The sequence below is a fragment of the Martinezella sp. CNPSo 3959 genome, assembly GCF_057784355.1.
On record NZ_JBXSOV010000016.1, the window covers coordinates 97,681 to 122,240 of the forward strand.

The following is a 24,560-nucleotide window of genomic DNA, read 5'->3' on the forward strand; positions in this document are numbered from 1 at the left end:
GTGTTCCTCAGTGTGCGGTGGCGGCAATGCGTTGCAATGCCGCCGATGTATCGCTCCAGGCCGGCTTGTCCGGCGCGAAACGGGCGCGCAGGTAGTCGGTGAGATCCTTCAGCTGCGTCTCGTTCAGCGTATCGCGGAATGCCGGCATGGACATGACTTCCGGCGCTTCGCGGCCGGTGGTTTCCGCAAGGATCGCCGGGGCTTCGACACCGCCGAGGATCGCCTGGATGAGATTGTCGGGCGTATCGGCATGCAGATTGCTGTTCAGCGCCAGCGATGAGAGGACCGTGTTGCCGGTATGGCATGTGGCGCAGGCGCCATTGAAGATGCGCTCGCCCTTGGGCGAAACCAGTCCCGCACTGACCTTTGCCGCCTCGCTGGCTGCAATCGCTGCCTGGCTCTGGGCCACGGCCTTCGAAGGGTCGCTGTCCTTATTCAGGCTGGCCAGATAATTTGCCATGGCGCGGATGTCCGAGTCCGGCAATGGCTGCATGACCTCCACCACATGCGCCATCGGACCGGCGGCGCTGCCGTGGTCGCGCGAATGACCCGTGCGCAGGTAGTCGTAGAAGGCATCTTCTGTCCAGCCAACCGGACCCTTGGCCATGGCGTTGAGCGTAGGCGCCTCCCAGCCATCGGCAAAGCCGCCCGAGAGATGGGCACTTCCGGTCTTTTCAGCACCCAGCGCATTGCGTTCGGTGTGGCAGGCGGAACAGTGGCCGAGCGTCTCGACGAGATAGGCGCCCCTGTTCCAGGTGGCATTGCGCGTCTGGTCGTAGGTGATGGGCGTCGACTTCAGGAACAGCGCATTCCACCCTGCCATCATCATGCGGATGCTATAGGGAAACTTCAGCTTTGTTTCCGGCGCCTTTCCCGCCACTGCCGTCTGCGTCATCATATAGGCATAGAGCGCCTGCAGGTCCGCATCCTCAGCGCCAGCGAAGGATGTGTAGGGATGGGCCGGATAGAGGTGGTGGCCATCGCGGCTGATGCCTTCACGCATGGCCCGCTCGAAGGCGGTGTAAGACCAGGCGCCGATGCCGTTTTTCACATCCGGCGTGATGTTGGTGGCATAGACCGTGCCGAATGCCGTTTCGAAGCGTCGGCCGCCGGCGAAGGGTGTGCCGTCGTTGCCGACATGGCAGACATTGCAGGCGCCCGCCGCAGCGGCCAGGCGGCCGCGCTCGATCGTGGCTGCGCTATAGACATTCACGTCCGGCCGCTCGATCGTGGCGATCGCCGGCCGCCATGGGGATGCCATCGCCACAAGCCCTGAAATTGCCGCCGCGGCTCCGGCAGCCGAGATGCCGATATTCCACCACCGCTTCCTTTTCGCGGGGGGTGCCGGAGGCGGCGTGGCCGTATCGCCCTTCAGCGCCGCCAGCACCATTTCCGGTGTCAACGGCAGTTCGCGGAAACGTATGCCGGTGGCATCATAGACCGCGTTGGCGATGGCCGATGCGCTCGGAACGGAAGCGGATTCACCGACGCCGAGCGGCGGCTCGTCCTGTCTTGGAACCATCAGCACGTCGATATCGGGCAATTCGGGGAAGGTGATCAGCGGATAGCCGCCCCATTCCTTCGAGGTGACGGCGGTGGAGGAAAACTCGACGCGTTCCTTCAGCACCCGGCTGGTGGACTGGATGACGTTGCCGTGGATCTGATGCCGCACGCCGTCGGGATTGATCATCATCCCGGAATCCTGCGCGCAGGTCACCTTCGTCACGGCGATCTCGCCGGTCTTGGTGTTGACGGCGACATCGGCCACCCAGGCCGCCCAGGCGGCAGCCTTGCCCGGAAACGGCCCGTGAATATAGACGGCATAGGCGAAGCCGCGGCCGTAAAGCAGGTCGCCTTCGCCGCCGAGCGTGCCCCATTTTGTGTGGGGCACCCAGTTCGCCCGCTCTGCCAGGGCGTGCACGAGGTCCACGGCACGGGGATCATGAAGGTATCGCAGCCGGTATTCGATCGGATCGACGCCGGCCGCGGCCGCAAGTTCATCAATATAGCATTCATGCGCGAAGGTGTTCGGCATCGCGGAAACGCCGCGGAACCACGAGGCCCGGGCAATCGGCGGCATATCGTGGACGGTGACCCGAAGATTGCCATAGGCATACGGTGGGATCGCCGTGCGGTCGCCCATCTGCACCACGTCGGATACCGGCGGGACCTTGCCGGTCAGGATCAGCGGTAATGTCGGTGCGAGATTGGACGGATAGCGCGTCTCGAAATCATAGGCCGAAGGACCGCCTTCAAGATCGAGGCCGCCGCGCACGTCGATGATCTGGGCAGCGCCCTTTGGCTCCCAGGCATGCTCCTGCTCGCGCGTGAGCTGCACGCGCACTGGCGCGCGCACGGCGCGGGACAGAAGCGCTGCATCGGCAGTCACATCGTCCGCGCAGTTGCGGCCATAGCAGCCGGCGGCTTCCAGGCGCTCCACGAGGATCATGTCCTCGGGCATGTCGAGAAGGAGTGCCAGATCGCGACGCATGGGGAAGGGGTTCTGCGTGCCCGACCAGACGGTCAGCCCGGTCTCGCTGTAATCGGCCACGGCGCAGGACGGCCCGATCGAGCCATGCATCTGATAGGGCCAGATATAGGTGCGGTTCATGGGTTCGGCGCTGCCGGCGAGCGCCATCTCGACATTGCCGCGATCGATCAGCTTGCGGGGCGTGGCGGGATTAGCACGCAGCGCCATCTCCGGCGCGTTCAGATCTGGCCGCTGCGGCGGCTCCCGCCACAAGACCTTCAGCGTCTTCGCAGCCTCGATGGCGATCTCCTCGCGCGTTGCGACGACGCCGACGAAATCACCGATGGCGACAACGTCGACAACACCATCGATATGGGCGATCGAGCCTTCGTCGATGGATATGAGGCTATTGCCGACATGCTCGCCGTGATCAAAGCCGGCATAGAGCGGCCGGATGACCCGGCCATGCAGCATGCCGGGCACGCGCACGTCATGCACATACGTCCATTGACCGGTTGCCTTGGCCGGGATGTCCACGCGCGGTCGCGAGGAGCCGACGATGCGGTAGGCAGACGCGGGCTTCAGCTCAGCACTGGCGTCGATCGACAGGCGCACATGCTCCCCCGCGACGAGTTCGCCGAAGGTGAAGCTCCAGTTCGCTCCGTTGCCGGCGCGGATGACGCCGTCTTCAAGGACTAGGTGCTCGACCGTGGTGCCCTTCAGGGCAGCAGCCTTCGCCATGAGGTGATGACGCGCCGTTGCCGCGGCCTGCCGAAGCGGCACGGCGGTGATCTGGATCGTCTCGCTGGCGATGGTGGCGCCCTGGTTGGGGACGGCGGAAGTCGCGCCCAGCACCATTTCCACATGCTCGAAAGGAACATGCAGTTCCTCGGCGATGATCTGTGCCAGTGACGTGCGGATGCCGGTTCCAAGATCGACATGCCCGTTGAATGCCTTGACGCGACCGACACTATCGATGGCGATGTAGAGCTCGGCTGCATCGCCCAGGGAGGCATCGGAGACGATCAGTAGGATGTCTGATGTGGCGAGATAGGCAGCTCTCGGCGTTTCGCGGTGGATGCTCATGGCGAAACCTCGATTCTGTCTTCCGTTCCCGAGCCCGCGGATTTTTCAGCCTTCGCATAGGCGACGGCGCGGCGTGCTGCGGCAAGTATTTCCATATGCGTGCCACAGCGGCAGAGATGATGCCGGAGCGCCGCGCGAATATCGCTTTCGTCGGGCTCCGCCTTCGCTTCCAGCAGGCCGGCGATGGCAATGATCATGCCATTCAGGCAGTAGCCACATTGCGCCGCGGCCTCTTCGATGAAGGCGCGCTGGACGAGATGCAGATGGCCGGGTTTTCCCAGGCCTTCAAGCGTCGTGACCTTGCGATCGCCGATCGCCTTCAGTGGCACGGTGCACGAGCGCACAGGCCGGCCGTCGATGAGGACCGCGCAGGCTCCGCATTCGCCGAGGCCACACCCGTATTTGGGTCCGTTGAGGCAGAGATCGTTTCTGAGGATGTAAAGGAGTGGCGTTGCGCCGCCGGCTTCGATGTCGCTGACAGTGCCGTTGACGTTCAGGCTGAATGAGGCGGCCTCTTTCAAAAGCCCGGCTCCACTGCGCGGCCACCGGCCAAAGTGAGGCCGCCGATACTCAAATACGCCATTATGCTGAAGGCCTCTTCCTGATGCCTGCAATTCATAATGACGCGATTGCAGATCACGTCACGCATTTGCTGTTCCTTGCTCATTTATAAAGCGTATGCACTTTATATGACCGTTTCTCCATGCGCATGCATGTGCCGGTAACAGCGACGATAATCATATTTTGCGGAAAAGCCAGAAGGAATTTTTGCAAAAGTGCAGATGCTGTACTTGCTATTTGCAGCGTATGCGCTACAAAATTTGTCATACTTCCAATTCCAGTTTACGCGTCCAGGTGACGGCGAGAAGGGTCGGCCATGTCCAGCAGCAAGGAAAGAATCGCGATTATTGGCGCCGGCCTCGGCGGCGCCGTGGCGGGAGCGCTGCTCCAGCATGCGGGCTTCGACGTGAACGTCTATGAACAGGCGCCGAGCTTCTCGCGGCTGGGCGCCGGCATCCACATGGGCCCGAATGTTCTCAAGATCTTCGAGCGCATCGGCGTTGCCGAAAAGGTTGTCAGCATCAGCAGCACGCCTAGTCATTGGTTCAGCCGTGATGGCATCAGCGGCGATTATCTGTCGCGTATTCCGCTTGAAGGTTACGGCGCGACCTACTGCACCGTGCATCGTGGTGATCTTCAGGCCATCCAGTGCGACGCCCTGCAGCCGGGAACGCTGCATTTCGGCAAGAAGCTGACCCGTATCGACGATAATGGCACGGATGTTCTCATCGAGTTCGAAGACGGCACGTCTGTAAGGGCGGACATCGTGATCGGCGCCGACGGCATCAATTCACGCGTCCGCGAAACGCTGCTGGGTGCGGAGAAGCCAAACTATAGCGGTTGGGTCGGCCATCGTGCGCTAATTTCCTCCGACAAGCTGCGGAAATACAACCTGACCTTCGAAGATTGCGTCAAGTGGTGGGGTCCGGACCGCCACATGATGGTTTACTACACGACGGCTCGTCGCGATGAATATTACTACGTCACCGGCGTGCCTCATCCGGCCTGGGAATTCGATACTGCATTCGTACCCAGCAGTCGCGAGGAAATGGCGTCCGAGTTCGAGGGTTATCACCCCATCATCCAGGCGTTGATCGAAAGCACGGACGAGGTTACCAAGTGGCCGCTGTTCAACCGTAACCCGTTGCCTCTTTGGAGCAGCGGCCGACTTGTCCTGCTGGGCGATGCCTGCCATCCGATGAAGCCGCACATGGCGCAGGGTGCGGCCATGGCCATCGAAGATGCCGCCATGTTGACGCGCTGCCTCCAGGAGACCGGCGTCAACGATTTCGCCACCGCGTTCGGCCTTTACGAAGCCAATCGCCGTGATCGCGCAACCCGCGTGCAGAGCGTCTCCAATGCCAATACCTTCCTGCTGACGCAGGAGGATCCGTCCTGGGTCTACGGCTATGACGTCTATGCCGAACCGCTGCGCACGGAGAATGCAGCATGAGCAGCCGGTTCCTCCATGGTGCGAATGTCTTCGCCAACGGCATCCGTCAGCACTATCTGCGCTATGGCGGCAAGGGGCCGGTGGTCATTCTGGTTCCCGGCATAACATCGCCGGCAATCACCTGGGGTTTCGTTGCCGAAAGCCTGTCGCTGCGCCATGACGTCTATGTTCTTGACGTCCGCGGCCGTGGTCTTTCATCGACGGGCCCGGACCTCGACTACGGCCTCGATGCGATGGCCGATGATGTGATCGCCTTCGCCGGCGAGCTTGAACTGAGACAGCCCGCCATTCTCGGCCATTCCATGGGCGCGCGCATCGCGATGCGGGCGTCCAACCGCGCGCCCGGTTCCTTCAGCCGTCTGGCGCTGATCGATCCGCCGGTTTCCGGTCCCGGCCGTCGCCCGTATCCGAGCAAGCTGCCGTGGTACACGGATTCGATCGCACTCGCCGAGAAGGGAATGGATGCCGAGGCGATGAAGGCGTTCTGCCCGACTTGGACCGGAGAACAGTTGCAGCTGCGCGCCGAATGGCTCCATACCTGCTATGCGCCTGGGATCGTCAAGGCGTTCAACGATTTCCACGATATCGACATCTTGCCCGATTTCGCCGCCCTGACCGTTCCCGCGATGCTGATGGTCGCGGGCCGCGGCGGCGTGATCCAGGCGGCCGACGAAGAAGAGATCAAGGGTCTCAATCCCTCGCTGCAGATCGCCCACGTGCCAGACGCCGGTCACATGATCCCCTGGGATGACTTCGACGGCTTCTTCCTGGCGCTCGGCGACTTCCTGTCCCGCTGATTGTGGTGGCGGGGCGTTTTGCTTCGCCGCTTGCCTGTTTTTCGCCTTCCATGCAGCAGAGGATTTCATCCGTGCAGAAATATTACCGTATCGGCCAGATTGTTCCGAGTTCCAACACCACGATGGAAACCGAAATTCCGGCCATGCTGACCGCCCGCCAGTCCATCCGGCCCGAGCGCTTCACGTTCCATTCAAGCCGCATGCGGATGAAGAAGGTCGTCAAGGAAGAGCTGGCGGCGATGGATGCGGAATCGGACCGCTGCGCAGTCGAGCTTTCGGATGCCCGCGTCGATGTGCTGGGTTATGCCTGCCTTGTTGCCATCATGGCCATGGGTCTCGGCTATCACCGCCAGTCGGAAAAGCGCCTGACGGGGCGCACGCAGGAAAACGGCGCGAACATTCCAGTCGTTACCAGCGCCGGTGCCCTGATCGAGGGCCTAAAGGTGATGAATGCAAGGAAGATTGCCGTCGTTGCGCCCTATATGAAGCCGCTCACCGAGCTCGTGGTCGATTATATCCGCGAAGAGGGCTTCGAGGTCATGGACTGGCGCGCGCTGGAAATCCCGGACAATCTCGATGTTGCCCGGCACGACCCGGAAAATCTTCCCGCCATCGTCCAGACGCTAGACCTGACGGATGTCGATGTGATCGTCCTTTCGGCCTGCGTCCAGATGCCTTCGCTGCCTGTTATCGCGAAGGTCGAAGCCATGACCGGCAAGCCGGTGCTGACCGCCGCTGTCGCCACGACCTATTGCATGCTGAAATCGCTCGGGCTGGAAGCCGTTGTGCCGGGTGCCGGCGCGCTTCTGTCCGGCGCCTACTAAGGGAGACGACAATGCAAACCGCCGAAGCCAATTATCAGGGTGTCTGGGGCAACCGCATCGGCTTCGGCCAGCGGCCAGCGCTCGTCGTTATCGATTTTCTCAAGGCATACACGATCGAAGGAGCGCCGCTCTATGCACCCGGCGTCGTCGAAGCGGTGGCACAAACACCGGCGCTGATTGCCTCCGCCCGGGCTTCAGGCATCCCCGTGATCCACACACGCATTCTCTATCTTGCGGAAAACTGCGCCGATGGCGGCATGTGGGTCAAGAAGTCGCCAGTCATGAAGGCCATGGTCGAAGGCAATGTGCTAGCTGAATTCTGCGAGGGCGTGGAGCCGGCGGCCGGCGAGCTTGTCATCGTCAAACAATATGCCAGCGCCTTTTTCGGCACCAGCCTTGCTTCCCACCTGCATGCGCAGGGCATTGATACCGTCATCATGGCAGGATGCTCGACGAGCGGCTGCATCCGCGCCAGCGCGGTCGATGCCGTGCAGCACGGGTTTCGGGCCATTGTCGTGCGTGATTGCGTCGGCGACCGCCATCCGGACCCGCACAATGCCAACCTCTTCGACATCGATAGCAAGTATGGCGACGTCGTTTCGAGGGAGGAGGCGATTGCCGAAATCGCCAAGGTCAAGCCCAATAATCCGTAACCGCAAGCGCACCTGAGCCTTCAACCAACAAGGGGAACGAGCATGGATCAATTCAGCTTCACGGAAATCTGCCTGCATCAGCTGAAGATGTCGGGCGTCCACGAGGGCGAAAAACTTATCGTCCTGACACAGGGTAACGAGCGTCTGGACTATGCGGACGCCTTCATGGCCGCGGGCATGCGTCTCGGCGCCAAGATGTATCACATGCGTTTGCCGCCAGTGCCGCCGGCAGGTGCATGGGCGGTCGGCCAAACGGGCCTTGCCTCCATGCCGGAAGCGGTTGAGGCCCTCAAGGCCGCCGATATGCTGATCGATTGCATCTTCTTGCTCTTCAGCCCGGAGCAGATGGCGATCCAGGCTGCCGGGACGCGCATCCTGACCGCTGTCGAACCGCCGGAAGTTCTCGCCCGCATGCTACCGACGAAGGAACTGCGCGAGCGCGTCGAGTTCGCTGGCGACCTGCTCTCCAAGGCGAAGGTCATGCGGATCACCTCGCCACACGGCACCGACGTCACCTATAAGCTCAACACCTATCCTGCCATCACCGAATATGCATGCACCGACGAGCCCGGTCGCTGGGACCACTGGCCGTCCGGCTTCGTCTTCACCGGCGGTGACGACGATGGCGTCGATGGCACAATCGTCGTTGCACCGGGCGATATCCTGCTGCCGCAGAACATCTACGTCCGCGACCCGATCACCTACACGATCGAAAAGGGCTGGATCACCGACATCAGAGGCGGGCTCGATGCCGATCTGGTCAAATCGTATATGGAAGGCTTCAACGATCCGCGCGGCATGGGCATGAGCCATGTCGGCTGGGGTCTGAACCAGAACGCCAAGTGGCATCGCATGGTGCCGGGAGAATTCCCGGGCGGCATGGGCATGGAAGCTCGCTCCTTCTACGGCAACGTCATGTTCTCCACCGGTCCGAACAACGAGCTCGGCGGCCCGAACGACACTGCCTGCCATCTGGATATTCCGATGCGCGGTTGTTCACTGTTCCTGGATGACGAGCCGATGGTGCTCAATGGCAAAATCGCCGTGAAGGAAATGCAGGCAAAGTTCGACTGATAGAAGCGCCGGGCTTCCGGCATATTCGGTCAATCCCAACGTTCCGTTCGCGCGACCGGAACGGATGAGTTCGTGCGTCAATTCACTGGCGCCAAGGTGGCGAAGATCACCGCTTCGACTGTAATCCCAAATAAAAAGGAACGAGGGGTAACATGCAAACTCCAATCACCGTGGAACAAGGTCTCAGGGCGGCCGGCGTCGGCAGCTTTCAGAAGCGTTTGTTCATCATTTTCGGGCTTGTCTGGGCCGCTGATGCCATGCAGGTGCTGGCCATCGGCTTCACCGCACCTTCAATCGCCGCAAGCTTCGGCATCACCGTCCCACAGGCGCTCCAGACCGGTACGTTTTTCTTTCTCGGCATGCTCGTCGGCGCGTTCACTTTTGGTCGCCTTGCCGACCGGATCGGCCGTCGGCCGGTGTTGTTCATCGCAATCATTCTCGATGCGATCTGCGGGGTGGCATCGGCCTTTGCTCCTGATCTGCACTGGTTGCTCGTCGCGCGCTTCCTGACAGGTCTCGGTGTGGGTGGAACGCTTCCGGTTGACTATGCCATGATGGCCGAGTTTCTTCCGTCAGACCGACGCGGTCGCTGGCTCGTGCTGCTCGAAGGCTTCTGGGCTGTGGGAACTGTGGCACTGGCGCTTCTCGCACTGGTCGCCGGTTCGCAGGGCGGAGAGCCCTGGCGCACGATTTTCTTCGCGACTGGTCTGCCGGCGCTTGTCGGTGTTGTCCTGCGCTTTTACGTGCCGGAGTCACCACTCTATCTCAACCAACAGGGAAAATCGGAAGAGGCACGCAAGGTTCTTCAGCGTGTCGCCGCCACCAACGGCAACGTCGTCGAAATCGCACCGCTGACGCCGCAGGCACCACAACGCAAGTCGATTGCCGCGCTGCTGTCGCCGGAGCTTCGGCGTCGGACCATCTTTCTGATGCTGGCGTGGATGCTGATCTCGGTTTCCTACTATGGCGTGTTTGTCTACCTGCCGGTGCGGCTGGCAGGAGAAGGCTTCGGCTTCATGCGCGGTCAGTTGTTCCTCCTCGTGCTGGCGATCGCCCAGCTTCCAGGTTATGCGCTGGCGGCCTATGGCGTCGAGAAATGGGGCCGTAAGCCAACGCTGATCGGTTTCCTGATCCTGAGCGCCATCGGCACATTGGGTTATGGGCTGGGTCAGTCGGTCGAGATCGTCATCTCCGCAACGCTGCTGCTCAGCTTTGCGCTGCTCGGCACCTGGGGCGCGATCTACGCCTTCACGCCGGAGATCTATCCGACCACGCTTCGCGCCAGCGGGATGGGCTTGTCCGGGTCCGTCGCGCGTTTCGGGGGGCTTCTGGCGCCGTCGATTGTCGCGCCGGTCATGACCTCGAATTTTGGTCTGGCGCTCGGTGTTATCTCCGGTCTTCTGTTGCTTGCGGCAGTCAGCGTAGCCTTCATCAATGCTGAATCCAGAAACATGGCTCTCGAATAGAGTAGCAGCCCCCGTGGTCGGCCCTATGCCGTTCACGGGGATTCTCTCAGGAAGCGATTGCTCGTCCGCCTCTCCTCCATGTCACGCTGCGGTTCGGCCCGCTTGCGATTTGTTGGATTTTGGAGGATTAGAAGCGTCAATAGGAGCGGACGACGCGAGCATGGCAGAAAATAGCGACATCGGAGAAGCGGACCCGCGGGCGGGCTATCAGGTGACCGAGCAGGTTGGACATCTGTTGCGCAAGGCCTATCAGCGGCATCTTGCGATTTTCCAGGAAAATGCCAGCGATCCCGACCTGACCTCCGTGCAGTTTGTCACCCTTTGTACGCTTCACGACCGTGGCCCGAGTTCGCAGGCTGAACTGGTGAAGGCAACCTCAGTCGATCAGGCAACTATTCGCGGCATCGTGGAGCGCCTCAAGGCGCGTGGTCTCATCAATCTCTCCAAGGATGCTGCCGATGGCCGCAAGGTTATCATCTCGCTGCTGGCGAAGGGTGAAGCGGTCCTGCGCTCTATGTATCCGAATGCGCATATCATCAGCGAAAAGACGATGGGACGGCTTAACCCTGCCGAACGGGTCGCGCTACTGTTCCTGTTGAAAAAGATCACGGAAGATGAACCGGGCGAGGACTGAGATGCCGCAATGTCGTATCACCAACGCTCTCGACAAATATGCAAAGCTCGACCTCGCAGCCTAACCCCCAGCCTTTTTCCGCTCCGGTCGGGGTCGTCCATTTAATTGGTCCTTCATCGGCGGGTCTCTTGCGAAGGCTCAGTCTCCGGACGAGACGGCCGGCAAGTCGCCGACGACGATCTCTTTCAAGCTGTGTCGGAGCGTTGCAACCTTGGTGGTACCATTTAGTCGCTCGAATTCTCGCTGCGCATCCTGCCAAAGAGGAGCCGCTCTCTCATGCAAGCGTCGGCCTTCGTCCGTGAGTTCAATGATACGAACTCGACCGTCCGCGGGTGATGGCTTGATCATGACGAAACCGTCGCGTTCCAGAAAGCCAACCATCTTTCCCATCGCCGTCCGCTCGATATCGAGCCGTTCCGCGAGCGCGTTGACGGTGGCACCGTCAGCTTCGTCGAGAGCCGCCAGGGTCAGGAACTGGGTGATACGCAGCCCGACGGGCTCAAGATGGGCATCGTAGAAGCGCGTGATCTGTCGGCTCGCCTTTCTCATTGCGGAGCAATTGCATTGATCAATTCCAAGCGGTTGGTTCGCCGACAACATGTCGCTTTCCTTTCGAATCCTAACTACCGTCCGCAGGCCATATGGCGTAAAGTTCAAGGTCTTCGCATCACATAGCCTGTGGGTTGGCGTTTCTCCACCATCTTAGCGCTTAGAACAATCCTGCCGGCGGCATGATATAACCGGGTACCTCGGCAGCGAGCGTGCTCTTCAGCAGTGCCGTTCCCTGGTCAGCCATGACCTCGCTCTTGCCGGCGGCGAGCGCTTCATAGGTTTGGCGCACTACATCTCTCGGGCTGGCTTTTGGCACATCGATGCCATTGGTCAGGTCGGTATCCACGAAACCCACATGCAGACCGAGAACCTGGATGCTACGATCCTGAAGGTGAAAGCGAAGCTGGTTCGTGAAGCTCCATGCCGCTGCCTTTGATGCAGCGTAGGGTGTCAAAATGGGCCGCGGAAGCCACACGATGTCGGATAGCACGTTGATGATGGCAGCACGCGGCTTGGCCGACAGGATCGGCTCGAAGGCCTGCGTGACACGGACGACGCCATAATAGTTGGTATCGAATAGACGCTGCGACTGCTCTTCGATATCGTTTGCCAGAGGCCCGTCGATAAGAGCAGCGATGCCCGCGTTATTGATCAGCAGATCGGTATCCGTCACCAGTTCCGCTGCTGCGGCGATCGATGTTTTATCCGTGACATCGATCCGGACGGGAATGATGTCCGGTTCGTCGAAGCCGTTCGTATTGCGCATGCCGGCATAGACCTTTTTTGCTCCGCGACGACGGGCTTCGCGTGCGAAGGCGAGGCCCAGGCCGCGATTAGCTCCGGTAATGAAGACGGTGGCGTTGGTGACATCCATGACAAATTACCTCTCTAAAGCCACAGATCAGGGCATCAATATCGATACCTGCCTGCGGGCGTTCGGTTTAAAGAAAAAGGTCTTCCGGCAACCGGCCGAACAGTGCCTCGCGAAGATTGGCGGCAAGAGATAACACAGCACCAAGCGGGCTCATCCGCACGCTAACGCGTGGCACCGAACCATCCGAGTTGCGATCGACGACGACGGTGGCGTTCAGCCTCTCTCCGCTTGTCAGAACTGCCTCGTATTCAAGAAAGAGGCGCGCGCCGACAGTCTCGAGAAACGTGGGATCCTGCGAAGCGTAGAAGGTCCCGACTGTGTTGACGGCCAGCTTAATCTCGTCGCGTCCGATGACGGGACCTCGCAGCACGGAGCTGGTCAGCTCCGCGTCCGCAGTCAGGTCGTCCAGAAACGGGTGACGGTCGCCTTGAATATTTGACATCGTTCAAGCTCCTTACCTCGACGGTGCTCACGCAAAGGCGGCACGATTGTTGGCGATGAATTGCTGGACCGAGAGTGCTGGCGTTCCGGTGATTTTCTCAACAGCATCGTTCGTGCCCGCAAAGATGCCATCACGATAGTTTTGGGCGACTTCGACCAGGTGCTGCACGAGGAAAGGCGGAAACTTGTAGAGATTTTCCATCTTGTCCTTGAATACGTCGATCGAGACCGGCGCATAGTCGATCTTTGCGCCAAGCACTTCGCTCATGGCGGCGGCGATCTCGGTATGGTTCATCTCGATCGGTCCATGGAGGGGATAAATCTTGCCCTCATGCCCCCGCGGATTTGCCAAAAGATGTGCAATCACCCGCCCCTGATCATCGGTCGCGATCGGTGCGTGACGCCCATCGGCAAACGGAAACTCGATCTTTTTCGTGGCCCATATCTCCCTGGCAAAATGCGGATAGACGAGCCAGTCGGCAAAGAAGGTCGGGCGGAGATGCGTTGTCGGAACATCGGACCAGTCGAAGACCCGCTCGGAAATCCAATGGTCCTGCGCCGCATGGCTCGTCGATTCACGACGCGCCGAAATCTGCGACATGTTGACGATTGCGGTCACGCTGGCCTCCTTTGCTGCTTGCGCAAAGTAGGCGGCAGCACCAAGGATGCCCGGTGAGATGGGATGAAGGAAATAGGCCGATCGGACGCCTTCCATGGCGGCACGGATGCTGTCTATATGAGTGAAGTCGCCGATGGCGATATCAACTCCCCGCTGCCTAAGGGCCGTCGCTCGCTCATCGTCCGAACGCACATAGGCGCGCACCGACTTGCCCATCTTAAGTAATTCATCGATTGCGGCACCGCCGGTCCGTCCGGTTGCTCCGCTTACAAGTACCTCAGCCTCACTCATAATCGCGGTCCTTTCGCATATGAGAGCATATGCTCCTATATGGACAAAATAAGAGCATATACTCCTATCGTCAATGGGGAGCATTTGCATTTTCGAGAAAGACCGCTTTTGGAGCGACCATGAACCGTCATTGAAAGCGTTGAACGACCGAGGTCGCGGGTTCCAATCCGTTTCTTAGTCTTCATCTGAAAAATGGATTTGCAGGAACTTCTTTAGATGCGCGGTGGCGCATTATCGGTGCTTCTTTGAAGCCTTACACCGTCGCAGCGATATAAGCGCGCCATCCGCCATAATGCGTGATATCGGTCGCGTCGGCGATGGCGGTGGCTTCGACCAGAAATCCCTTGGTCGACGTGCCGTCCGATAAAAAAAGGGTACCGATGCTGAGGGGTGAGGGGACGGCCGCAACGAATTGGCCGAACGCGGCCGGCGTCATTTGCCAGATTTCGACATCGACTTGACCGCCTGTCGCCTGTGGAACACGGATAAGTCCCGGCTTTGCCGGCTTCTGATCCGGCAGGACATAAAGCCGATAGCAATCCGATGTTCGTGCTTTCCGCAGAAAGCGGCTGTCGAGGGCAAGGAGTTGTGCGTTTAGCGGCATGCCGGAGAGATGGGCGCCGACCACCGCGATGTCGATCAGCCCGGCTTCGTCAATGCTGATAGTATCGTTCGGCTTCGGCTGCAGCCATCCGGTTGCGCCGAGTGTCAGGCCGCTGCTTGCGTGAATGTCACGGGCAAGCGAAGCAGTGAGACCGTCGCGTCCCGAAGATGTCAGCAGGGTCACGCTGGCTGGACGGCCGTCGCTGCGTATGCCCACTGGCACGGCGATGCCGCACATGTCGAGCAGATTGACGAAGTTGGTGTAAGTGCCGAGACGCGAATTTTCGCGGATCGGTTCGGCCTCGAGGTCGGCACGTGTGTAAAGTGTCGGCGCCGTCGGTACACAAAAGAGATCAACCGATGCGATCAGCTGAGCAACCTTCTGTTTCAAGGCCTGCAGCGCGTAGAGACCCTTGAAGGCATCCGCGGCCGAAAGCTGCCTGGCGCCGCCATAGATCCCGCGCGTGACGGGATGGAAGCTCGCCTCCCTGGCGTCGAAGAAATCCTTGACCGCCGCATAGCGCTCCGCCACCCAGGCGCCTTCATAAAGCAGGTTTGCCACCTTGTAAAAATCGCCAAACGGCACTTCCACCAGGCGATGGCCCAGATTCGTCAACATGCGCAAGGCATCGTCATAGGCCGCCTCCATGACGGCGTCGCCGAAGAACAGCCGGTCGGCCTTCGCCGGCACGCCAATGGTCAGGACCGGCGGTGCTTGCCCAAACCCATTGGCCGGAATGGTTTTCGAATAGGCGTCCTTGGCATCGTGAAATGCGGTAACCCCGAATACCCGCCAGGTGTCGTCGACTGTCAGCGCGAAGATTGAAACACAATCCAGCGTGCGGCAGGCGGGAATAACGCCGTTTGTCGACAATGCGCCGAGGCTGGGTTTCATGCCGACGATATTGTTGAGGCCGGCTGGAATGCGACCCGATCCGGCAGTATCGGTGCCGAGCGCGAAGCTGACGATACCCTGCGCCGTCGCCACGGCTGAACCGGAGCTCGATCCGCCTGGCACCAAATCGGCATCCATGGCGTTGCGCGGAACGGGATACGGAGTGCGGACACCGACGAGGCCAGTTGCGAATTGATCGAGATTCGTCTTACCGATTACCAGAGCACCGGCTTCTTTCAGCAGACGAACAACGGTGGCATCCGTGTCGGGCATATAGGCGTAGTCGGGGCACGAAGCGGTCGTCGGCATGCCGGCGACGTCGATATTGTCCTTTACGGCAAAGGGAATGCCCCAAAGCGGTTTTGTCGCCGGGTCGAAGGCGCCTAGCGCTTCGGCCTCAACCAGCAGATCCTCGATGTCGACAAGATGGATGAAGATGCCGGGATCGTTCACCTCAGCAATGCGCGCAAACACGGTGCCGAGCATGTCGGCGGCCGTCAGACCGTTCTGGTAGGCTGCGTGTAGGGAGGCGATGTCAAAAGCTGGTCCCGCTCTCATGTTGTTTTCTCTTCGAGTATTTTGACGGGCCGGTCCCATTGGATGAGCACGACGCAACCGGTGTCACTCCAGACTGAATGTTCGGTGCCGGCAGCATTCACCACATAGCTGCCCCTGCCGTAGTCGCCGGCCTCGTCGGATTGGGTGCCCTCAAGCACCAGGATGGTTTCGAGCCCTTCGTGGCGATGGCGCGGCACCGAGGCTCCGGCCTCGTATTTCAGCAGTGCCACGCCGGGCTGGTCGCCTTCGAAGGGACGGATCCAGTGGATCGTCACGTCAGGTCGGAAGGGACCGAATTCCAGTTCTTTCCAGCCACCCGCCGTCAACAGTTCGCGAGTCGTTTCAGGCATGGTTGATGGCCTCCAGTATGTCATCGATATGCGCCGTCCAGCCGACGATAGCGCCCTGCGCTTGGATCATTGCGATCGCGGCAGACTTGAATTCGGGGAAATAGCTTTCGGTTGCTTCTTCGACGAGCAGGCATTCATAGCCGCGGTCGTTGGCCTCGCGCATGGTGGTCTGAACGCAGACTTCAGTGGTGACACCGGCAAAGACGAGCTGCTTGATACCCTTACGCTTCAGGATGTCGCCGAGTGCGGTGGCGTAGAAGGCGCCCTTGCCGGGTTTTTCGATGACGATCTCGCCATCGATGGGTGCGAGCTCGGGAAGAATTGCCGTGCCAGGCTCGCCGGCAATCAGGATGCGGCCCATCGGTCCCTTGTCACCGATCCTGAGCGAAGGATTGCCGCGGTCGCGTTTGGCGGGCGGCAGGTCGGAAAGGTCAGGTCTGTGGCATTCCATCGTATGGATCACGGACAGGCCGGCTGAACGGAAACCCGCGATCAGCCGCTTCACATCGGGGATGATCCTCGTGATGCGGCTGACATCATTGCCGAGGCTGGCGCCGAAGCCGCCGGGCTCGGCAAAATCGCGCTGCATGTCGATGACGATCAATGACACGGCCTCGCGCTGCAGCGGGAAGGGGAACGGTTGAGCCTTGATGTCGGTCATCAGTGATGTCCCGCCATGTGAGCGCCAATCACCGAGACATCGGCGGTCTGCGCCGATGTCTCGTAGACGAGCCTGCCTTCGGAGATCACCATGATGCGATCCGACATTTCCAGAAGTTCGTCGAGATCCTCCGACAAAAGCAGCACAGCGGCCCCGGCGTTGCGGGCACGCATGATACGGGCGCGGATTTCGGCGACGGCAGAAAAATCGAGGCCGAAGCAGGGATTGGAGACGATCAACAGATCAACGTCGCCCGTCAGCTCCCGCGCCAACACGGCACGCTGAACATTGCCGCCAGAAAGGGCCGCGATCGGCGAAGAGGACGATGCTGTCTTCACCTTGAAGTCGGAAATCAGCGATGTCGCCCGTTTCTTCATCCGGCCTCGGTTTAGCCAGATCGCCTCAATGCCGGTCTCCGTCAGGTCGAAGGTGCGGAAGGCGAGATTTTCGCTGACGGTCATGCGCGGCGCACAGGCATTCTGCAGGGGCTCTTCCGGAATGAAGCGGACGTTGTTCTTTCGTGTTTCGGGCCGCGTTGCACCGTAGATCTCGCCGTTGACGCTGATCGCTCCAATCTCGATCGGCCGCTGCCCGGCGAGAATTTCCGTGAGTTCTTTCTGGCCGTTGCCGGAAATACCAGCGATGCCGACAATCTCGCCGGAACGCACTGTCAGCTTGTCGATCTCGATCGTCTTCAGGCCGGAACGGTCCGGAGCCTTGACCCGTTCGACTTGCAACACCGGTTTTGCTGTGTCTGCGACGGGAATGCGAGTATCGAGTTCAGCGAGTTTGATGTCACCGATCATCATTGCCGCCATATCCGCCGTTGAGAGTTCGCCGACCTTGCCGCCGCCGACAAGCTTGCCGCGTCGCAGGATCGAGACCGCGTCGGCGAATTTCGTCACCTCATGGAATTTGTGGCTGATCATCAAAACGGTCAGCTCGCCGCGTTCGGTCATGCCCCTCACCAGGCCGAGCATCTCATCTGCCTCCGCCGGCGTCAGCACCGAGGTTGGTTCGTCAAGTACGAGGAAGTTGCGGCCAAGATAAAGCTGCTTGACGATTTCGAGCTTCTGCTTTTCGCCGGCGGCAAGCTCGCTGACCCGCCGGTCGAGCGGGATCTTGAAGGGCATCCGCTCCATGAAGGCCGCAAGCGACTTACGCTCTTTGGCCCAGTTGACGACAGCGGGTACTTCGGTGCGGCTGATGACGAGATTCTCCGCACCTGTCAGCGACGGCACCAGCGTAAAATGCTGGTAAACCATGCCGAGACCGTAAGTAGCTGCGTCCTTCGGGGAGGCGACCGCCACCTCGCGACCGTCCACAGACAGGGAACCTGAAGTCTGGTGATAGAAGCCCATGATGCACTTGACGAGCGTCGATTTCCCCGCGCCGTTTTCGCCGAGCAGCGCGTGGAAGCTACCTGCAGGAATACTTACGGATACGTGGTCGAGTGCTGTGAAGCTGCCAAAACGCATGGTCATGTCGAGCGTTTCGATGCCGACCGCCTTGCCGGCCTGTGGAAGAGGGGTATCGCGAATTATGCTCACCTCAATGCTCCTTTTCGACAATGATGGCGACGGGACCACCGCCGGGAGGCCCTTGATGTTCGGCGCCGCCGGAAACGTAGAGATCCGTGATACCGAAGAGGCCGGCGAGCACGCCGCCAACGAAGGCCCGCGCATGGCGCGTGCCTGAGATATCGGAATCGTCCAGCATCGTATGCCGCTTGCCACGAATCCTTCCGGTGGGATCCGGTTCGGCCTTGGCGAGAACGGCAGCGAGGCGGCTGTTGGCCGGCAGGCGTTCGTATGCCTCGCGCACCGCGGCTACATCGACGGCATCACGCATTACCGCATGGTCGATCGCCAGCGGCCCCGACCATCGATCGCTCATGCCGAGCACGATGATTTCGTGATCCGTCAATTCAACGCCGGCCGAGGCGGAGGCGCGGCGCGAGAAGAGTTCATGGCTGTAACAGATGTCGGTGTCGCGGAGCGCTCCTCCGTCAACCTCGCCGAGCGCGACCGCCACGCCGAGCGCGGATGCGCCGCGCGACAGGCCCATCGATTTCAACGTGTCGCGTGTGGCGAGTGTCTTTCCCTCGGCTTCAGCCGCGCTGATGCGGCTGAGCGTGAGGAGCGGGCATTTGATCTGGACGAAATGGACATCGCTTGGGTCGTCGATGCCGGCGTCACGCATTGCCACACGCACAGCTTCCGCCACAAGCAGAACCTGTTCGCGCCGTCCGAGATGTTGGGCTGGCAGTGAAGGCGTGCGCGCAACCCCGATCGCCAGCGCGCATTCGGCCGGTGCATCGACCACTTCTCGCGCAAACACCGTCCAGTGCGGCGAGAGGGCCCCCTCCGTCCCTCCGGACATGACGAGCGAGATGCCATCGGCGCCGTGCTGTCGAAAGAGCGTTTCGAAGCTGCGGGTAGCATAGCCGCGGCTGAAATCGTTAACGCAGCCATTGCCCTCGGTCTTGCCGAGTATGGCCACGACATTCTTGGCCGCCAGGCCGGCAGCAAAAAGCGCTTCGACCCCGGAGGTATCGTCCGGTCCTTGCGCGGCGACGCGATAGACATGGGCGCGTAGTGAAGGCATCAGGGCAATGCCTCGATCAAGGCCTGGGAATTGGAAACCGAGCCGAAGACGCCGCCCTGCATCTTCACCATCTTGATGGCGGCGAGGTGATTTCCATAATCGGTCGCGCCACAGCAATCCTCGAGCAACAGGCACTCAAAGCCGCGATCATTCGCCTCGCGCATGGTGGTGTGAACGCAGACGTCGGTCGTGATGCCGGTGAGAATGATGTTCTCGATGCGCTTCTGGTTCAGGATCAGCTCCAGATCTGTAGCACAGAAGGAACCCTTGCCCGGTTTGTCGATGATCGTCTCGCCGTCGATCGGTTTCAGTTCCTCGATGATGTCCCAGCCGGGCTCGCCGCGCACGAGGATGCGGCCACAGGGGCCGGGGTCGCCGATGCCGGCATTGATGCGCTGCGAGCGCCAGCGCTTATTGGCAGGCAGGTCGGCAAGATCGGAGCGATGACCCTCGCGGGTATGAATGATATGATAGCCCTTGGCGCGCATGGCGGCCAAAACCCGTTTGATCGGCTCGATCGGTGCGCGTACCAGCGATAGATCATAGCCCATGTGATCGACATAGCCGCCAGGCCCGCAGAAATCCGTCTGCATGTCGATAATGATGAGCGCTGTGTTGTCCGGTCTGAGGGCTCCATTATAGGGCCAGTTATAGGGATCGGCATCGATATAGCTCAGTTTCTGCCCTATGGCTGCGGCTGCGAGACTGTTCATGGCTGATCTTCCTATTTGGTGAGCGAAAGCGCGCCGGGAGCGCCGCTCAGCGCACGGGTGGGCGAGGAGGTGATGATCATGATGACGAGCGTCAGCACGTACGGAGCGGCGTAAAAGAGATAATATCCCTGCGTCACGCCGACGGATTGCAAAGCTGGGCCAAGCGCGCCGGCACCGCCGAAGAGAAGTGCGGCAACGAAGCAGCCGATCGGATTCCAGCGCGCAAAGATCACCAGCGCCACGGCCATCAGGCCCTGTCCAGAGGAGATGCGCTCGTTCCAGGAGCCTGGATAGTAGAGCGATAGATAGGCGCCGCCGATCGCAGCCAGCGAACCGCCGACGGCCGTTGCCAGTAGCCGGAAACGATCGGGGTCGATGCCCATGGCGCGCGCCGCGTCCGTACTGTCGCCCACGACGCGCAGCATGAGGCCGATCCTGGTGTTCCTGAATGCCCACCAGAGGACGAGGGCGAGAGCTGCACCGAGAATAAAAAGGATGTTGATGTTTAACGCCGCCTGTACCGGCTGCAGGTTTGACCAGAAACCGAAGGGGATCGCCGGCAGATGCGGCGCGACAGGCTGGATGAAGGACTTGCCGAGAAAGAAAGCGAGGCCGAGGCCGAATTGCATCATGGCGATGCCGATGGCGATGTCGTTGACCTTCGGCCATTTGCAGATCCAGCCATGCACCGCGCCGAAGAGAGCCCCGCTCGCCATCGCAGCGACGACGCCGAGCCAGGCCGAACCGCTCATCACCGCGACCGCATAGGCCGTCATGGCGCCGAATACGAGCGTGCCTTCAAGGCCGAGATTGATGCGTCCTGAGCGTTCGGTGATCGTCTCGCCGAGGCTGACGAAGATGAAGGGCGTCGAGACACGGATCGCGCCGGCCAGAATGGCAAGGGGCACGCCCCAGAGACCGATTGCGGTATCGTCCATCATACGCTCCTTTTCCAGAGGTCGGGATTGAAGATCTTGAAGCGGCCATAGAAGGTTTCGCCAAAAAGGATGACGATGAAGAGCGTACCCTGCAGCACGAGGACGGTCGCGTCGGGCAGGCCCATGCGACGCTGGATCAGGCCGCCGGATGCGTCGATGCCGCCGAGAAGGATGGCGACCGGGATGATCGCAAGCGGATTGTGACGCGCCAGGAAAGCGACAAGGATGCCGGTATAACCATAGCCGGCGGCAAGCGAAGCATTGGCACTGCCCTGGACCGCGGCGACCTCGATCATGCCGGCAAGGCCGGCGAAGCTGCCGGCAATTGCCGTGAAACCGGCAATCAGCCGCCCCACGGGCAAGCCCTGGATCTGCGCGGCGCGAACATTGCCGCCAGCGATGCGAGCAGCGAAACCGTAACTGGTCATCTCGAGCAATATCCACGAGACAACACAGGCGATAATGCCGATGACGAGGCCCCAATGCACGTCCATGCCTGGAATATTGCCGAGCATATAGTCGTGTGGCAGTGGCTTGGTGGAGGGCTTGTTGAGGCTTGCCGGATCGCGCAGCGGTCCTTCGACGAACTGGTTCATCAAGGCGATGGCTATATAGGCGAGCAGCAATGAGGAGATAGTCTCGTTGACGCCGCGATAATGGCGAAGGAAGCCGGCAAGACCGATCCAAATGCCGCCGATTGTCATGGCGGCAAGCGCCATGAGGACAAGGACGATGATCGGTGACAACAGGCCGATGATCGGCAATGCGATCGCCGCGGCCGCCACACCGCCGAGGACGACCGCGCCTTCGCCACCGATGATGACGAGACCGAGTCTTGCCGGCAGCGCAACGCAAAGCGCAGTGAGTAGCAGGGGGGAGGCGCGGCTGAAGCTGTTCTGGATGGAAAACCAGCTGCCGAAGCCGCCGGTATACATGAAGCGAAAGAGGTCGGCCGGCGATTTGCCGACCGCCAGGATGAAGAGGGAGAACAGTGCGAGGCCGACCAGGATTGCGCCAAGCGTGATCACCACAGGCTCGGCCCGTCGCGCGAGCCATTCGAGGGCCGGGCGCAGCTGCGCCCGCCTCTGCTGAACGATCGACAATGCGGGCTCGTTGACTTCAACCGTCATGACGGTTCTCCCTCGATAATCAGGCCGTGGAGCCGACAACGCCTTCGACGAGATAGTTCATGCTTTCGAGTTCGATTGCGTCCTCGGCGAAGCTCTTGTCCGCGGTGATGACGATATTGCCCTTGTTGTCCTTGATCGGACCTTTGAAGACCGAGAATTTTCCCGCCATCATCTCGGCAAGCATCGCCTCGAATTTCTTGCGGGATTCATCCGAAACGCCGGAGCCGAGCGGGCTCATCTTGACGAAGCCATCCTTCAGGCCACCGCGAACGAAATTGCCGAGCTTTCCGCCGGCCTGTGCCTTCTTGACGAAATCGGAGTACACATTCCCCCAGGCCCACTCCGCGCCAGTCAGATACTTCGCCGGTGCAAGGGGGCTCTGGTTGGCGTGATAGCCACAGACGAAGGCACCGCGGCCGGCGGCGGTTTCGACGACGACCTTCGGGCTGTCGACATGGCAGGTGATGACGTCCGCCCCCTGATCGATCAGCGCGTTGGTCGCTTCGGCCTCCTTGACGGCCAGTGACCATTCGCCAGTGAAGATCACCTGGCAGGTGATGGCGGGATCGACGGAGCGCGCACCGAGCAGAAAGGCGTTGATGTTTTGCAAAACCTGCGGGATCGGCTTGGCTGCGACAAAGCCGATCTTCTTGCTCTTCGTGGCATAACCGGCAGTCACGCCGTTCAGATATTGACCCTGGAAAATGTAACCGAAATAGGAGCCGGTATTGACCGGGTTCTTGTCGGCCTGCCAGAGGCCGCCGCAGTGGCGGAACTGGATGTTGGGATATTTGGCGGCCATGGCCAGCATATGCGGATCGAAATAGCCGAATGATGTCGGGAAGATCAGCGTGGCACCGTCAAGGTTGATCATCGATTCCATCGTCTTTTGAACATCGACGGTTTCAGGGACGTTTTCCTCTTCGACTACGGTGACGCCAGGAAGCGCCTTCACGACGGCAGCGCCTTCGGCATGGGCCTGGTTGTAGCCATAATCATCTTTTGGGCCGACATAGATGAAGCCGACGGTGAGGGCGGTTTGGGCGTAGGCGCGAGATGACAGAAGGCCCGGAGCCACACTGGTGACTGCACCTGCAGCCGAAGCCTGGAGAAAGTTGCGGCGAGTCATGTGAAGGAGTCTGGTCATGGGAATGCTCCTTGGGGCTGGAGCCCGGTTCGTAAAAAGGATCACATGAAAGTGTATGCAATCGTCATGCCAGATATTAAGCATTTGATATCATTTTGATAAATTCTCAGAGAAGTCTCGAGCGCAAAAAGTGTATGCAGATTCTCTTGAAATAATGCCCTGAAATAAGCAATGCACTTTTTTTAGTCTTACTTTTACGAGGAACATCGCAACGACCAATCCGACAGAGATTTTCTGTTGAAAAATATCATTGAAAAACAACTAATTAAATTGCCAATTGACTTTGTGTCGTTCGTACATACATCTGTATGCAAGATGTCGAGGATTCGCCTATTTCTGTGAAGCAGATCAAGCGTAGGGAAGTTGTGAGGCCGGGAACGACCGTCGAACAGATGGTGCGGGCTGTGGCCGATATGATTGTAACGGGAGCGCTCCTGCCGGGCGAGAGGCTTGACGAAATCACCCTCGCGGCCCGCTTCGAGGTATCGCGGACCCCCGTTCGCGAAGCGCTGCGTGAACTTGGCGCGATGGGCCTTGTCGGCCGCGAACCGAACCGCAGTGCTGTTGTGACGAATGTTAGTGGTGCCTATCTGCAGTCGATGTTTGAGGCAATGGCGGAGCTTGAAGCCATTTGCGCGCGCTTATCGGCGGAACGAATGACCGTCGATGAACGTCGCACCCTCGAGCGCCAACATCACGCTTCCGCCCGGTTGGTGCGTGCCGGCGCCGAGGAAGATTATGCCACATACAATGTCGAGTTTCACAACCAGCTCTATCGCGGCGCGCATAATGACCATATCCTCGAGCTTGTGACGCAAACGCGCGCCCGGCTTGCCCCCTTCCGTCGCGCACAATTCCGCCTTCCCGGACGCCTTGCCAAGTCCTTCGATGAGCACGACATCATCGTCACCGCAATCATGCGCGCAGACGCCCAGGCGGCCAGACAGGCGGCCTATTCGCATGTCGCCATCGTCAGCGATGCCAGCGTTGCTTTTGTCGAACATCGTTAGGTGACCGCCAACCCGTAGGGGTCACAGGACATAACGGCGAGCGCGTCATCGTCGATGCGGAAACGTCTCATCCATCATGGCCCAGAAGCGATCGCGAAGCCGGGAAGCGATGTCGCCCGCCTTGCCGAAGCCGACAGGCTAGCCCACCTTCTT

At 60.3% G+C, this 24,560-nt stretch carries 24 protein-coding genes; 8 read left to right on the top strand and 16 right to left on the bottom strand.

What is annotated here, in order from left to right; genetic code table 11:
• Positions 1-7: 7 nt before the first annotated feature.
• From AC13RE_RS25210 to AC13RE_RS25220, 3 genes are read right to left on the bottom strand one after another with little or no spacing between them, the layout of a single operon-like run.
• Positions 8-3,556: a molybdopterin cofactor-binding domain-containing protein gene (locus AC13RE_RS25210; protein ID WP_488564948.1), complete on the bottom strand. Its 3,549-nt coding sequence runs from the start codon at positions 3,554-3,556 to the stop codon at positions 8-10.
• On the bottom strand, positions 3,553-4,077 hold the full coding sequence (locus AC13RE_RS25215; protein ID WP_488564949.1) for a (2Fe-2S)-binding protein: 525 nt from the start codon (positions 4,075-4,077) through the stop codon (positions 3,553-3,555). The genes AC13RE_RS25210 and AC13RE_RS25215 overlap by 4 nt, the downstream gene beginning before the upstream one ends.
• Positions 4,074-4,205, bottom strand: a complete 132-nt coding sequence (locus AC13RE_RS25220; RefSeq protein WP_488564950.1) for a hypothetical protein — start codon at positions 4,203-4,205, stop codon at positions 4,074-4,076. The genes AC13RE_RS25215 and AC13RE_RS25220 overlap by 4 nt, the downstream gene beginning before the upstream one ends.
• Positions 4,206-4,433: 228 nt before the next feature.
• On the opposite strand from AC13RE_RS25220, the gene AC13RE_RS25225 reads away from it, so the two are divergent.
• The 7 genes from AC13RE_RS25225 to AC13RE_RS25255 all read left to right on the top strand — a co-directional run bounded on the left by AC13RE_RS25225 (position 4,434) and on the right by AC13RE_RS25255 (position 11,018).
• Positions 4,434-5,570 carry an FAD-dependent monooxygenase gene (locus tag AC13RE_RS25225; RefSeq protein ID WP_488564951.1) on the top strand — a complete coding sequence of 379 codons (1,137 nt, stop codon included), beginning with the start codon at positions 4,434-4,436 and terminating at the stop codon, positions 5,568-5,570.
• On the top strand, positions 5,567-6,367 hold the full coding sequence (locus AC13RE_RS25230) for an alpha/beta fold hydrolase (RefSeq protein ID WP_488564952.1): 801 nt from the start codon (positions 5,567-5,569) through the stop codon (positions 6,365-6,367). The genes AC13RE_RS25225 and AC13RE_RS25230 overlap by 4 nt, the downstream gene beginning before the upstream one ends.
• Before the next feature lie 71 nt (positions 6,368-6,438).
• The gene (locus AC13RE_RS25235; protein WP_041678490.1) at positions 6,439-7,191 is read left to right on the top strand and encodes a maleate cis-trans isomerase family protein; all 753 of its coding nucleotides are present in this window, start codon (positions 6,439-6,441) and stop codon (positions 7,189-7,191) included.
• A gap of 11 nt (positions 7,192-7,202) precedes the next feature.
• The gene (locus tag AC13RE_RS25240; protein WP_112508811.1) at positions 7,203-7,844 is read left to right on the top strand and encodes an N-carbamoylsarcosine amidohydrolase; all 642 of its coding nucleotides are present in this window, start codon (positions 7,203-7,205) and stop codon (positions 7,842-7,844) included.
• Positions 7,845-7,886: 42 nt separating this feature from the next.
• Positions 7,887-8,918, top strand: coding sequence for a 2,5-dihydroxypyridine 5,6-dioxygenase NicX family protein (locus AC13RE_RS25245; RefSeq protein WP_112336068.1), 1,032 nt, complete (start codon positions 7,887-7,889; stop codon positions 8,916-8,918).
• A 152-nt stretch (positions 8,919-9,070) separates the two neighbouring features.
• Positions 9,071-10,384 carry an MFS transporter gene (locus AC13RE_RS25250; protein ID WP_488564953.1) on the top strand — a complete coding sequence of 438 codons (1,314 nt, stop codon included), beginning with the start codon at positions 9,071-9,073 and terminating at the stop codon, positions 10,382-10,384.
• 160 nt (positions 10,385-10,544) lie between these two features.
• Positions 10,545-11,018 (top strand): MarR family winged helix-turn-helix transcriptional regulator, encoded by a 474-nt coding sequence (locus AC13RE_RS25255; protein ID WP_041678274.1) that lies wholly within the window; start codon positions 10,545-10,547, stop codon positions 11,016-11,018.
• A gap of 138 nt (positions 11,019-11,156) precedes the next feature.
• Here the strand turns inward: AC13RE_RS25255 and AC13RE_RS25260 are convergent, their stop codons facing one another.
• The 13 genes from AC13RE_RS25260 to AC13RE_RS25320 form a co-directional block, all read right to left on the bottom strand.
• Entirely contained in the window at positions 11,157-11,618 is a 462-nt protein-coding gene (locus AC13RE_RS25260; protein WP_488564985.1) for a MarR family winged helix-turn-helix transcriptional regulator, read from the bottom strand.
• Between the two features lie 109 nt (positions 11,619-11,727).
• Positions 11,728-12,444 carry an SDR family oxidoreductase gene (locus AC13RE_RS25265; RefSeq protein ID WP_488564954.1) on the bottom strand — a complete coding sequence of 239 codons (717 nt, stop codon included), beginning with the start codon at positions 12,442-12,444 and terminating at the stop codon, positions 11,728-11,730.
• Between the two features lie 67 nt (positions 12,445-12,511).
• A complete protein-coding gene (locus AC13RE_RS25270; RefSeq protein WP_488564955.1) occupies positions 12,512-12,886 on the bottom strand; it encodes a hypothetical protein in 375 nt (124 codons plus the stop codon).
• Between the two features lie 27 nt (positions 12,887-12,913).
• On the bottom strand, positions 12,914-13,795 hold the full coding sequence (locus AC13RE_RS25275; RefSeq protein ID WP_488564956.1) for an NmrA family NAD(P)-binding protein: 882 nt from the start codon (positions 13,793-13,795) through the stop codon (positions 12,914-12,916).
• A 253-nt stretch (positions 13,796-14,048) separates the two neighbouring features.
• Positions 14,049-15,851, bottom strand: a complete 1,803-nt coding sequence (atzF, locus tag AC13RE_RS25280) for an allophanate hydrolase (RefSeq protein WP_488564957.1) — start codon at positions 15,849-15,851, stop codon at positions 14,049-14,051.
• Positions 15,848-16,201 (bottom strand): cupin domain-containing protein, encoded by a 354-nt coding sequence (locus AC13RE_RS25285; protein WP_112410222.1) that lies wholly within the window; start codon positions 16,199-16,201, stop codon positions 15,848-15,850. The genes atzF and AC13RE_RS25285 overlap by 4 nt, the downstream gene beginning before the upstream one ends.
• Entirely contained in the window at positions 16,194-16,862 is a 669-nt protein-coding gene (locus AC13RE_RS25290; protein ID WP_488564958.1) for a cysteine hydrolase family protein, read from the bottom strand. Before AC13RE_RS25290 ends, AC13RE_RS25285 begins: the two co-directional genes overlap by 8 nt.
• Entirely contained in the window at positions 16,862-18,412 is a 1,551-nt protein-coding gene (locus AC13RE_RS25295) for an ABC transporter ATP-binding protein (protein WP_488564959.1), read from the bottom strand. The genes AC13RE_RS25290 and AC13RE_RS25295 overlap by 1 nt, the downstream gene beginning before the upstream one ends.
• 1 nt (position 18,413) lies before the next feature.
• Complete coding sequence (gene atzD / locus AC13RE_RS25300; protein ID WP_488564960.1) at positions 18,414-19,469, bottom strand: cyanuric acid amidohydrolase; 1,056 nt, start codon at positions 19,467-19,469, stop codon at positions 18,414-18,416.
• The gene (biuH, locus tag AC13RE_RS25305; protein ID WP_488564961.1) at positions 19,469-20,182 is read right to left on the bottom strand and encodes a biuret amidohydrolase; all 714 of its coding nucleotides are present in this window, start codon (positions 20,180-20,182) and stop codon (positions 19,469-19,471) included. Before biuH ends, atzD begins: the two co-directional genes overlap by 1 nt.
• Positions 20,183-20,193: 11 nt before the next feature.
• Complete coding sequence (locus tag AC13RE_RS25310; protein WP_488564986.1) at positions 20,194-21,120, bottom strand: ABC transporter permease; 927 nt, start codon at positions 21,118-21,120, stop codon at positions 20,194-20,196.
• Positions 21,120-22,250: an ABC transporter permease gene (locus tag AC13RE_RS25315; protein WP_488564962.1), complete on the bottom strand. Its 1,131-nt coding sequence runs from the start codon at positions 22,248-22,250 to the stop codon at positions 21,120-21,122. The genes AC13RE_RS25310 and AC13RE_RS25315 overlap by 1 nt, the downstream gene beginning before the upstream one ends.
• Before the next feature lie 19 nt (positions 22,251-22,269).
• Positions 22,270-23,397, bottom strand: a complete 1,128-nt coding sequence (locus AC13RE_RS25320) for a BMP family ABC transporter substrate-binding protein (RefSeq protein ID WP_488564963.1) — start codon at positions 23,395-23,397, stop codon at positions 22,270-22,272.
• 338 nt (positions 23,398-23,735) lie between these two features.
• On the opposite strand from AC13RE_RS25320, the gene AC13RE_RS25325 reads away from it, so the two are divergent.
• The gene (locus AC13RE_RS25325; protein WP_488564964.1) at positions 23,736-24,407 is read left to right on the top strand and encodes a GntR family transcriptional regulator; all 672 of its coding nucleotides are present in this window, start codon (positions 23,736-23,738) and stop codon (positions 24,405-24,407) included.
• Positions 24,408-24,560: the final 153 nt, after the last annotated feature.